General features: G+C 62.1%; 11 protein-coding genes and 1 tRNA gene. 8 read left to right on the plus strand and 4 right to left on the minus strand.

The features are described from left to right. Positions 1–43 precede the first annotated feature (43 nt). The 6 genes from bcsA to BS630_RS02995 all read left to right on the plus strand — a co-directional run bounded on the left by bcsA (position 44) and on the right by BS630_RS02995 (position 8,961). Complete coding sequence (bcsA, locus tag BS630_RS02970) at positions 44–2,236, plus strand: UDP-forming cellulose synthase catalytic subunit (protein WP_077976292.1); 2,193 nt, start codon at positions 44–46, stop codon at positions 2,234–2,236. After that, on the plus strand, positions 2,233–4,626 hold the full coding sequence (locus tag BS630_RS02975) for a cellulose biosynthesis cyclic di-GMP-binding regulatory protein BcsB (protein ID WP_077976200.1): 2,394 nt from the start codon (positions 2,233–2,235) through the stop codon (positions 4,624–4,626). Before bcsA ends, BS630_RS02975 begins: the two co-directional genes overlap by 4 nt. Then, on the plus strand, positions 4,623–5,669 hold the full coding sequence (locus tag BS630_RS02980; RefSeq protein ID WP_077976201.1) for a family 8 glycosyl hydrolase: 1,047 nt from the start codon (positions 4,623–4,625) through the stop codon (positions 5,667–5,669). The genes BS630_RS02975 and BS630_RS02980 overlap by 4 nt, the downstream gene beginning before the upstream one ends. Next, positions 5,666–8,041 (plus strand): cellulose synthase, encoded by a 2,376-nt coding sequence (locus BS630_RS02985; RefSeq protein WP_077976202.1) that lies wholly within the window; start codon positions 5,666–5,668, stop codon positions 8,039–8,041. Before BS630_RS02980 ends, BS630_RS02985 begins: the two co-directional genes overlap by 4 nt. A gap of 76 nt (positions 8,042–8,117) precedes the next feature. After that, a complete protein-coding gene (locus tag BS630_RS02990; protein ID WP_077976203.1) occupies positions 8,118–8,786 on the plus strand; it encodes an HAD family hydrolase in 669 nt (222 codons plus the stop codon). A gap of 98 nt (positions 8,787–8,884) precedes the next feature. Further along, positions 8,885–8,961: transfer RNA gene (locus BS630_RS02995), tRNA-Pro, on the plus strand. A 179-nt stretch (positions 8,962–9,140) separates the two neighbouring features. Here BS630_RS02995 and BS630_RS03000 read toward each other — a convergent pair. After that, positions 9,141–9,773, minus strand: a complete 633-nt coding sequence (locus tag BS630_RS03000; protein WP_077976204.1) for a class I SAM-dependent methyltransferase — start codon at positions 9,771–9,773, stop codon at positions 9,141–9,143. A gap of 540 nt (positions 9,774–10,313) precedes the next feature. On the opposite strand from BS630_RS03000, the gene BS630_RS03005 reads away from it, so the two are divergent. Then, complete coding sequence (locus tag BS630_RS03005; RefSeq protein WP_077976205.1) at positions 10,314–10,535, plus strand: hypothetical protein; 222 nt, start codon at positions 10,314–10,316, stop codon at positions 10,533–10,535. 5 nt (positions 10,536–10,540) lie between these two features. Here the strand turns inward: BS630_RS03005 and BS630_RS03010 are convergent, their stop codons facing one another. Next, positions 10,541–10,774, minus strand: coding sequence for a DUF982 domain-containing protein (locus BS630_RS03010; RefSeq protein WP_077976206.1), 234 nt, complete (start codon positions 10,772–10,774; stop codon positions 10,541–10,543). Positions 10,775–10,971: 197 nt separating this feature from the next. Here BS630_RS03010 and BS630_RS03015 point away from each other — a divergent pair, with 197 nt between their 5' ends. After that, entirely contained in the window at positions 10,972–11,184 is a 213-nt protein-coding gene (locus tag BS630_RS03015; protein WP_029872887.1) for a hypothetical protein, read from the plus strand. A gap of 3 nt (positions 11,185–11,187) precedes the next feature. On the opposite strand, the gene BS630_RS37240 is transcribed toward BS630_RS03015, so the two are convergent. Together BS630_RS37240 and BS630_RS03020 are read right to left on the minus strand one after the other, a co-directional pair. Further along, positions 11,188–11,337 (minus strand): hypothetical protein, encoded by a 150-nt coding sequence (locus tag BS630_RS37240; RefSeq protein ID WP_165504243.1) that lies wholly within the window; start codon positions 11,335–11,337, stop codon positions 11,188–11,190. A 75-nt stretch (positions 11,338–11,412) separates the two neighbouring features. Next, entirely contained in the window at positions 11,413–11,706 is a 294-nt protein-coding gene (locus BS630_RS03020; protein WP_003558384.1) for a helix-turn-helix domain-containing protein, read from the minus strand. Between the last annotated feature and the right edge of the window lie 52 nt (positions 11,707–11,758).

The raw sequence follows: 11,758 nt of genomic DNA on the forward strand, positions 1-11,758 counted from the left end.
GCGGCGGATGGTGCCCCGGTTGAGCAATTTCGAAGGAACGCCGATGCGCAAAGCCCGCAGTGTCTTTATATGGGCCGTGGTTTCGCTCTGTATGATCGTGCTGATCACGCTGCCGGTCAACCTGCAGACCCAGCTCATCACCGCCATCACGGTCGTGACCGTGATGGCGGTCATCAAAATTCTGAAGGGCGAGGGGACATGGCGCCTGGTGGCGCTCGCCTTCGGCACGTCGATCGTGCTGCGCTATGTTTATTGGCGCACCACCAATACGCTGCCGCCTTTGAACCAGCCTGAGAATTTCATTCCCGGCCTGCTGCTCTATCTTGCCGAAATGTATAGCGTTGCGATGCTGGCACTCAGCCTGTTCATCGTTGCCACACCGTTGCCGTCGCGCCCCTCGCGCGCCGCCAATCCCGGGCGCCTCCCTCATGTCGACGTCTTCGTGCCATCCTATAACGAGGATGCCGGCCTTTTGGGAAATACGCTGGCCGCCGCCAAGGCCATGGATTATCCGGCCGAGAAGCTGCATGTCTGGCTGCTCGACGACGGCGCCACCTTGCAGAAGCGTAACTCCGGCAAGCTGCTCGAAGCCCAGGCGGCCGCGGCCCGGCATATCGAGCTGAAGCAGCTCTGCGACGATCTCGATGTCCACTACCTCACGCGCGACCGCAACGAGCACGCCAAGGCCGGCAATCTCAACAACGGCATGAAACATTCGACCGGCGAACTCATCGCCGTCTTCGATGCCGACCACGCGCCGGCCCGCGATTTCCTGCTGGAGACCGTCGGTTACTTCGAAGACGATCCGAAGCTCTTCCTCGTCCAGACTCCGCACTTTTTCATCAATCCCGACCCGCTGGAGCGCAACCTGCGCACCTTCGACAAGATGCCGAGCGAGAACGAGATGTTCTACGGCATCATCCAGCGTGGCCTCGATAAGTGGAATGCCGCCTTCTTCTGCGGCTCGGCCGCCGTTTTGAGCCGCAGGGCGCTCGAATCCCAGAATGGTTTCAGCGGCATCAGCATCACCGAGGATTGCGAGACGGCGCTGGCGCTCCACGGCAGCGGTTGGAACAGCATCTATGTCGACAAGCCGCTGATCGCAGGCCTGCAGCCAGCCACCTTCGCAAGCTTCATCGGCCAGCGCAGCCGCTGGGCTCAGGGCATGATGCAGATCCTGCGTTTCCGCTTTCCGCTTCTGAAGCGCGGCCTGACGATCCCGCAGCGCTTCTGCTATATGTCCTCCACGCTGTTCTGGCTCTTCCCGTTCCCGCGCACGATCTTCCTGTTTGCGCCGCTCTTCTACCTGTTCTTCGACCTGGAAATCTTCACAGCCTCGGGCGGCGAGTTCCTCGCCTACACGCTTGCCTATATGCTCGTGAATCTGATGATGCAGAATTACCTCTACGGGTCGTTCCGCTGGCCCTGGATTTCAGAGCTCTACGAATATGTCCAGACGGTGCATCTGCTGCCGGCAGTCGTCTCCGTCATGCTCAATCCGCGAAAGCCTACTTTCAAGGTCACCGCCAAGGACGAATCGATCGCCGTCAGCCGACTGTCGGAAATCAGCCGTCCGTTCTTCGTCATCTTTGCGGTTCAGATTGTCGCGCTCGTCATCACCATCTACAAAATCTATGCCGAGCCCTATAAGGCCGACGTCACGCTCGTCGTCGGCGGATGGAATCTCATCAACCTGATCATGGCCGGCTGCGCGCTGGGTGTCGTGTCAGAGCGCGGCGAGCGCGCTTTGTCCCGTCGCGTCCGCGTCAACCGGCGCTGCGAATTCGGCGCCAACGGCAGGTGGTACACGGCCTCGATCGAGGACGTCTCGGTTCACGGCGCAAGGCTTCACATCTTCAACAAGCATCTCGACGAGATGCTGGTCGGCGCCGTCGGCGAAATCCGCTTCCGGCCCTATAGTGGCGCGGATCTGGAAACCCTGCCGCTCATCGTCCGCAATATCGAGCCGTCGGGCGATATCAGCAATGTCGGTTGCCAGTACGTGCCGAAAAGCGCACTTGATCATCGTCTGATCGCCGACCTGATATTTGCCAATTCCGATCAGTGGACAGAGTTCCAGGCCTCGCGCCGTCGCAATCCGGGCCTGATCCGCGGCACCATCTGGTTTCTCGGCATGTCGTTCTACCAGACGAGCCGCGGCCTCGTTTACTTCTTCCGCAGCATGCGGCCGGAGCGAGAAGCCCAGCAGCAGGCGGCAAAGGTCAACGCCGGATGAGAAGGATCGCCGCCGCCTCGCTTCTTCTGCTGAATGCCTCCGCCTTCGCCCAGGCGCAGACGGCACCCTTCGACATGTCCGGCGAGCGGCCGCCTGGTGCTTCCGTTACCCCGAGATTGACGTCGCCTACGCCGCCCGCAACCCCGGCCGCTCCTGTTCCTCCGGCGGTCGTCGCCCCGCCGCAGCCGGCGGCGCCTGCGCCCCAGCCAGCCGCCACGGCAAATACCGCCGCGCCCCGCCCCGGCGATGTACGTCGCTATGTCGTGCCCTTTTCGAAACTTGATCTCGGCGGCGAATACGATCGCCGGTCATGGTCGGTCTATCTGACGCCGGAGCAGGCGGCGGCCAAGGCAAGCTTCACCTTCGCCTACCAGAATGCGATCTTCGTCGCGCCCGAGGCCTCGGCGCTGACCGTCTATCTCAACAATCGCCCGATCGGCCAGCAGCGTGTCGGCTCGCCGGATGGCCCGTCGGCCGTCACCTTCGAGGTTCCGTCCGGTTTGCTGCAGCCTGGCGCCAATCTTGTCACCTTTGAAGCCAACCAGCGCCACCGAACAGATTGCAGCATCCAATCGACTTATGAACTGTGGTCGAATATCGATCCGGCCGGAACCTTTCTGAGCTTTACCGGCAGGGATGTCGCCCAGCTATCGAGCGCCGACGCAATCCGCGCCATCGGCGTCGACGGTGCCGGCAAGACGGAGTTCGATATCGTTGTCCCGGCGCTGGAGCAGCCGGGAACCACCAAGCCACTGCTACGGCTGGCGCAGGGCCTGTCGGTGCTGAGCAGCATGCCGAACCAGATCTTCGCCTTCAGCACCGCTTCGCTTCCGGCCGGCGGGCCCGGCAAGCTCAGCGTGCTCGTCGGCACCGCGGCGGAACTCCGGCCGCTCTTTCCCGGCCTGCCGCCCGGTGCCGAAAGTGCGGCACTCGCCGCTTTCGTCACCGATCCGCGCAGCGGCTTGCCGGTGCTTCTGATCAGCGGCCCCTCCTGGCAGGCGGTCTCCTCGGCGATCGATACTATCGTCGCGCCGACGGACCGATCCTCGGACGTCCGCCGCGACGTGTTGACCACCGAGCGCTGGAGCGCGCCGAACGCGCCGCTGGTCTTTTCCGATACGAACATCGCCTTGTCTCAGCTCGGCGTGAAGACCACCGAATTCTCCGGCCGGCGGCTGCGGACGAGTTTCAATATCGCCGTGCCTGCCGATTTTTATGCTAATGCCTATGGCGAAGCGAAGGTGCTGCTCGACGCCGCCTATACCGACAACGTGATGCCCGGCAGCCACATCGATATCTACGTCAACGACAACATCGCTTCCACAGTGCCGATCACCACGACATCAGGCGGCATTCTCCGTCATCTGCCGATCCGCGTGACGATGCGGCACTTCAAACCCGGCCTCAATTCGGTGGCGATCGAGGCGATCCTGATGACCAAGGACGATGCCGTCTGTACGCCGGGCTCGACCGCCGGCGCCACCCCGCGCTTTGCCCTGTTCGATACCTCCGAGCTGCAGATCCCGGATTTTGCCCGCGTCGGTCAGCGTCCGAACCTGGCCGCAATGGCCGGCACCGCCTATCCCTATGGTCGGGCTACAGAGCCGACGCCGCTCTTCATCGACCGCGTCGATGCCGACACGCTTTCGGCCGCCGCCACGCTGCTCGGTCAGATGGCGATCACCGCCGGCCATCCGATCGCCGTTGAAACCGTCGCCTCGCCGAATACGATCGGCGATCGTGACGCGATCTTCATCGGCTCCATCTCGCAGATGCCGGCAACCGCGCTGTCACAGACCAATATCGCCGCGGCAAGCCAGGCCTCGTGGCGTCCCGTGGCCGATACGCAGGCGGGCGTCGTCGATACCGGTACGGCCTTCGAGGAGTGGAATTCCAAGGTCAGCGGCGGTGTCTTGCGCAACCGGATCACGGCCTTCCGCGAATGGCTGTCGCGCAATTTCGATATCTCCCGCAGCTCGCTGCAATTCATCCCCGGCGCCGAGCAGATTTTCACGCCGGCCAACGCCGACACGCTGCTGGTTGCACAGGGCTCCAGCCCCGCGGGAGCCGGCGCCTGGACCGTGGTGGCGGCGCCATCGGCGAAGGATTTGCGCGAAGGGCTCGAGGTTCTGACCACGCAGCTGAACTGGCCGCAGATATCGGGCCACATCACCACCTATTCGAGCAAGACAGGCAAGATCGAGACCGTGCCCGTCACCCGTTTCGATTTTGTGCCGTCCACACCCTGGTCGATTGCCAATTACCGCCTGATCGCCGCCAACTGGCTGTCGACGAATATCCTCTCCTATGCCTCCCTGCTGGTCGTCTTCGTGCTGCTGATCGGGGTCACCACGTCAAGCATGCTCAGAAGACTGGGTCGGTCGAAATGAGGCGGTGGCGCGCACTCCTGCTTGCGGCATCGGTCGCGCTCGCTCCCGGGGGAGCGCCCGCCGTTGCGCAGCAGGCAATGATCAATGCCGGCGCATGGTCGGCCTACAAGGCGAAGTTTCTCGATGCGACCGGCCGCATCATCGATAACGGCAACGGCAATATCAGCCACAGCGAAGGGCAGGGTTATGGCATGCTGCTCGCCTATCTCGCAGCCAGCCCTGCCGACTTCGAGCAGATCTGGTATTTTACCCGCACCGAGCTGCTGCTGCGCGACGATGGCCTTGCCGTCTGGAAATGGGATCCGAACGGCAAGCCGCACGTCACCGACACCAACAACGCCTCGGATGGCGACATGCTGATCGCCTATGCGCTGGCGCTTGCCGGCACGACGTGGAAACGCAACGACTATATCCTCGCCGCCTCCCGCATGGCCCAGGCGCTCCTTGCCGAAACCGTTGTGCACTCGTCCGGCCACACACTCCTGTTGCCGGGGAGTGAGGGTTTTGCCGCTACCGACCGTGAGGACGGTCCCGTCGTCAACCCGTCCTACTGGATTTACGAGGCGATCCCAGTGATGGCGGCGCTCGCTCCGTCGGATGCCTGGCAAAAACTGTCGGACGATGGCCTGGCGCTGTTGAAGAGGATGCAGTTTGGCCCGCGCAAGCTTCCCGCCGAATGGGTGAGCCTCAGCGGCCAGCCGCAGCCGGCAGAGGGATTCGACGCCGAGTTTGCCTATAACGCCATCCGCATCCCGCTCTATCTCGCTCGCGGCGGCGTCACCGACAAGGCGCTGCTGACCCGCTTGCAACAAGGAATGTCGCAAGACGGCGTTCCCGCCACCATCGATCTGACCACCGGCCGGCCGAAGACTGTGTTGTCGGATCCCGGTTATCGAATTGTTAACGATGTTGTGGCCTGTGTGGTCGATGGGACCAAGGTGCCGGTCTCGGCCCTGCAATTTGCGCCCGCACTCTATTATCCGTCCACGCTTCAACTGCTGGGGCTGGCCTATATTGGGGAGAAGCATCCGGAGTGTCTGTGAAGTCTTCTCTCGTGGCGGTTTCAGCGGCAGTTGTGGTGGCGACCCTCGTCACCGGGCTGAAAGATCGTGCCGCTCTGCAGGAAAAGTTCGGCCTTGGGGCCGCCGGCAAGCCGTCGCCGGAGCTGATGATGATGGGCCGCATCAAACCGACGGATGGTCCTGCCGGCGATCCCGAGTTCAACGCGCAACTCGTCGCCGACAAGATAGAGGCGATCACTTCCCCGCCGCCAACACCGGACAGGTCCGAGCCGGATGCCGCTGCATCGCAGCCTGCAGCACCGCAGCCTGCGGCACCTCAGACGGCTGCTCCGCCGGCTCAGACGGTCGCCCAGCCGGCACCAGTCACACCCCCCATCGTTTCCAAGCCGCCGGCAACACAGCAGACGGCCGCGGCGCCGCAGCCTGCCGTCGATGAAAGTGCGCTTCGTTATTTCGCCAGCCGCGGCGACAAGGTGCGCCTGCAGGCCGAAATCTCCCGCCTTCAGGCGCTCTATCCGAACTGGGTTCCGCCGGCCGATCCGCTCGCCGTGCCGCAGAATGGCGACAAGCAGCTCGAGGCCATGTGGCAGCTCTATTCCGATGGCCGCTATGCGGAGCTGCGCAAGGCCGTCGCCGACCGCCAGGCAACCGATGCCGGATGGCAGCCGCCGACCGACCTGCTCGACCGGCTCGACGTCGCCGAGGCCCGCGCCCGCCTCGTCAATGCTTCGGACCTCAAGCAATATGCGACGGTGGTCGATACCGCTGCCGCAACACCGAGCCTGCTCACCTGCAGCGAGATCGATATTCTCTGGCGCGTCGCCGAAGCCTTCATCCAGACGGAGAGGGCGCAGCGCGGCCAGGACGCTTATACCTATGTCCTGAAGAACTGTACCAATCCCGCCGAGCGGCAGGCGACGGTCGAAAAGGCCTCGACGCTGCTTGCTTACCAGCCGATGCAGGCGCTGCTCGCGCTGGAGAGGCCCGCTGCCGACGGCAGCAGGGAATTCGATGCGATCCGTGATAACCTCGCCCGGCGCTTCGTGGCCGAAGGCAATGACGATCCGAATCTCGCCATCGCGCCCGATTATATCGCCCGCCTGGAAAAGCTCGCCGGGACTGAGGGGCTTGCCTCCGATGCGCTGCTGCTCGGCTGGTACCAGCTTCGCCGCAACAACGATGCGGATGCTGAGAAATGGTTCCGCGCGGCCCGAGCCAAGCAAGATTCGGCGGCCGCTTCACAGGGGCTGGCGCTGGCGCTGATCGCCCGCAAGGCGCCTGAGGAAGCCGAGGACGTGATGTTTCGCTGGCGCGCCGATTCCGATGATGCGACATCAACCTATCTCGCCGCTACCGCCAACCTGATGGCGTTGCAGCCGCCGGCCGATCTGGCCGAAGACGTGCTGCACCGCATCGCCACCGAGGTCATCGCCCGGAAATATGTGCCGACGGCGCAGCAATTCGGCTGGTATGCCCGCTCCCTCAACCAGTTCCAGACCGCCGCGCGCTGGTTCGAGACGGCGCTTGCCTGGAAACCAGATGACGAACCGTCCGCCTATGGCCTTGTCATCACCCGCGAGCAACTGAGCGACCGCAAGGGCGTGCTCGACCTCCAGCGCGCCTGGGCCGGCCGGTCGAGCCGGATCACCAACCTCGAAGACACGTCCTCCCTGACGCCGAATGCCCTCACGCCGCCGCTGGCGAAGGGAGGGCTTGCCGCACAGCAACCGGCTCAACCGGCGCAGCGTCCCCCGACCGAGCCGCTTCCGGCCGAGCGGCGCATCACCCTGCAGCCGGGTGCGGAAGTGGTCGTTCGCGCCGCGAGACCGGCGATGGAAACGATGACCGCCCCGCGCGGCCCGCGCCAGACGCGCGGGTGCTCGACGACTGTCGATGCCGGGCAGCTTAAGCCGGCCGACGCACTGTCGCGCGGCTGGTGCCTGATGGATATCAACCGGCCGATGGAGGCAATCTCCGCTTTCGAGGCGGCATTGCAGAGCCCCGTCCGCAAGATCCGCGAAGACGCAGCCTACGGCCAGAGCCTTGCCTATTTGCGCGCCGGCCTTTCCACCAATGCCGCCGTCGCAGCCACCAAGGCGCCGCAGAACCGCCAGCGCGCCGCCGAGCTTCAGGTGGCGATCCTCGCCGACCGTGCGCTTGCAGCCTTCGACGCGGGACGTTATCGCGAAACCCTCATCTATCTGGATCAGCGCGCCCAACTGCAGCAGGAACGCATCGACCTGATGGTTCTGCGCGCCTACAGCTACCTCAATCTCAAAATGTACGGCGATGCGACCCGTATCTTCGAAGCCGCTGCCGCAACTGGCAGCCGCGACGCCGCCCGCGGCCTTGCCGACGTCCGTAACGTCACCCACCCAGACACCAACAACTGACGTTGACGCCGCTTCCGCTCTCCGCTACTCGCCTGCGCAAAGGTCGCCCCGGCCTCATGCTTGCAAGGAAAAGCCTGTGCCCGCTCTCCATGACATCCTCGACAGATCCTATGACGCCTTCCTTTTCGACATGGACGGAACGCTACTGAATTCCATCGCCGTCGTCGAACGCGTCTGGAGTGAATGGGCAAGGCGCCACGGCTTCGAGCCGGAGGTCTTCCTGAGGACGATCCACGGCATCCGCGCCTCCGATGTGATCCGCGGGCTTGGCCTGCCCGGCGTCGATCCTGCCCATGAGGCGGATCTGCTGCTCGCCGAGGAAATGGAGGATGTCTCCGGCATCGTCGAAATCCCAGGCGCAGTCCGCTTCCTCTCGGCCATTGCCGATGGCAAATGGGCAATCGTCACCTCGGCGCCGATCGAGCTTGCCAAGCGCCGCATGGAAGCCGCCGGCATCCTGATGCCAAGGGTCATCGTCAGCGGCAAGGAGGTCAAATCAGGCAAGCCCAGCCCCGAAGGATATCTGCTCGGCGCAAGCCGCCTCGGTGTCGATCCGAAAAAATGCCTGGTCTTCGAAGATGCGGTCGCCGGCATCCTCGCCGGCGAGGCCGCCGGCGCCGACGTCACCGTCATCACCGAAACGCACGCCACGCCCTTCGAAACGCCGCATTTTTCGATCGCCAACTACCAGGCATGGCAGCCTCGTCAAACCGCCGAAGGCCGGCTGAGGCTCGTAGCGATCTGACCATTCGCGCAAACCGCCTCCTTTTTGTTGGCGGCAAGGTTTTTCCGCTTGCAATGCACGCGCTGAAAAACTAAACGAAGCATGCCGTTTCGGCAGGTCGGGGCGTAGCGCAGCCCGGTAGCGCACTTGACTGGGGGTCAAGGGGTCGCTGGTTCGAGTCCAGTCGCCCCGACCATTTATCCCCTTGAAATCCCAGTCAGAATGTCAGTTTTCTTCGTCCCGCTGGCGGCGGAACGGAACGAGGCATTGGCAGAAATGCTAAAACGGGAGCCGAACGTCCCGAACGAAGATGTTCATGTTGCAGGCGAGCTACAGCGCCGCCATTGCAAAGGGATGGCGGGCCTTCGACCGCCTTCAGTGTGGTTTTTGAGCGATCGCGATCATCGACTTCGCCAGAAGCGGAATCCTCCCGACATATTCGAAGTCGACGTCTTCGAAGCCTGTTTCAAGCAGGAGGGTGCTGAGCGTTCCAGGAGACCAGAATTTGATATGGCCATGGTCCTTCAGAGGCATGAAATGGTCATCCATCTTTCCGCTGACGGCCAATGCCAGATTTTTCCAATAGCCGTGAAAAGGGGTCGACATAACGGCGATGCCGCCAGGTTTCACCAAATCATACATGGTCGCCGAGAAAGCCTTGGGATCATAGACATGTTCCACCACTTCAAGGCTGATCACGGCATCGAAGGTCCCATACCGGCTGGACAGATCTTCGTAGCCGGAACCGATTTCCAGCGGAAGATCGGGGTGGGCCGTTCTTGCTTTCGCGATGCCGTCTTGGGAGGGATCGACGCCGACGACGTCATAGCCTTTTTCCGCAAGCACGGCTGCAGCACCGCCGGTGCCGCAACCGAGGTCGAAGACCGCCGTATCTTTTGCCTCCTCGAAACTGTTCTCGAGAACATCGACAACGGCCGGCAGAATATAGGAATGGGCGGTCGCCGGCTTGGCGTGTACATAGGTAGTAGCGTCCAGTTCGATAGACATTTTACCTCCTGAAAGTCTGGATAAAGTGAGCGGCCAATGGTACGGCGGACTTTGACGGGAGTGTGGTGCCGTTGTGGTATTAAGGTGATTAACGCCGAAGGCGTCCCCGGCGGCTAAGCGTCGCCCGCCGATTGGCTGTACAGACTGCGCGAGACATCCTCCAGCACGGCCCACGCTCGCCATGCCGGATCCCGAAGCTGATTGACAGGGTGCCCTGAAGATGCTGAAAACGGGCCGCTTTCAGGTTTGCCGCATTCTCGCGGTTCAAAGGGCCGCTGTATCCGGCTCCGCCCGTTTCGACCATTTAAACTAAATAACGCGATGAAATACCATTTGAAGGTGCATAGCAAATAAATCCTTTAGTTCTTTTTGGTACTGCCTCAGTTGGGAGAGGTGGTATTTGTTGCATTTTGTTAAGGTTATACCCAGTTTGGAAGTTAACAACCAAATTTTGGATTGAAAAAAGCCTGAAGCCTCTTCGCATTCTCGTGAATATGTTGTAGATTAACATTGTCCCTGTCACGGATAGCCTAGTCGAGCATGGCGGATATGAAGCACAATCTAACTTGCAGGCAGAGCCTCGCGAGCGCGTTCCAGGCTCTGTCGGACGAGGCCATCAAAGGCGGCTGGTCGGAAGGCGATGTTGCCCTCGCGCTTGCCGAACTCGCGGAGGAGCGGGTGATTGAGGTTACCGCCAAGGTGATCATGGAAGGCTCCGTCCATCCTCAGCTCATCGCTGCCGGCGGCGGACGCAACAGATAACGATCTTACACCAGCAATCCCGCCGTTTTCGCTGCCGTGATGAAGGAAGCCTGTGCTGCGCGCGGGCTGCGCAGTCCGTCGAGCGCATCCAGGCAGTGCTGGCGCGCAACGCGATAATCGCGCCCACGCTTGCTCGGCCACCGCTTCAGATATTCGACGGCCTCCCAGACGGTCGAAACGATCAGGCTGCTGTTTGAAGAAACGACCCGGACGGGGGAGGGAAAGCGTTTTTCACTCACGTCTGCACTCACCGATTCCTGCTACCAAACGCGGCCCGAACGCGCGGGATAAAATTTTGTTCCATAATTTTGTTCCACAGAAATTTGCGTAGTTGCTAAAGTTCGGACCCTCGCGCATAATGACTTTATGGTCGGTTGCGGAGGGCGGCCGGCGATGCAAGCGTGGATGCGTTTGCCCTCGGAGGAAATGCGGCGTGATGTTACGATCATCAATTCATCCGCATGATTTACCGCTCTTTTCGGAAGATCTCGATCTGCTTTCGCAGGTGCTCGACAAGGTCTGCGACGAACGCGGCCTCGCCAGGACGACGCCGGAGGCCGAGCGGATCGGTGCGGTCATCATTCAGCTCTACAGGCAAGGCGTGAAGGACGGGGGCAAACTCGCCGACCTTGCAAAAACCTATCTTTAAAGATCAGTTCTGCTCGATCGAGACACCGTTCTTGCCGATGCTCATCTCGATGCCTTGCGGCTTGCTTTCCTCGTGGAAGATATAGGCGCCGAGGCCGATGACGGCGACGACAAGAACGCCGATGACGACGTAGAGACCATTGCTGCGGTTCAAGAGACTGCCCCCGATACGTTATAGGCCCGATATGTTATGGGACAGCGGAAACGGTCGGGCGGCGGATTGGTTCCGTCAGTCGTCGTTGGCGGCGTTGAGGTTTTCCGGCCGGATGCCGTCATCGCTGGAGGTGCGGGCGCGCAACCGGATACCGGGGCCGCCTTCATCCTGATTGCCGCTCGACAGGAAGATGATGCCGTTCGCCTCGAGTGTGCTGCGCACATCGAACAGCGCATGCGGCTCGCCGGCGAATTCGCCGTTTTCCAGCGCCGTCACGGTCTCGACCGGCAGGCCGCTGGCGGCGGCGAGCTCTTCGATGCTCATTCCGATCATGGCGCGCGCGCCGCGTATCTGCGTTGCTGTTATCATGATGGAAAACCTAGCGCATTCCCAGCGCTTCTCAAGTGGCGAAACCGCACGT

This window comes from Rhizobium laguerreae (genome assembly GCF_002008165.1).
Taxonomy (GTDB): domain Bacteria; phylum Pseudomonadota; class Alphaproteobacteria; order Rhizobiales; family Rhizobiaceae; genus Rhizobium; species Rhizobium laguerreae.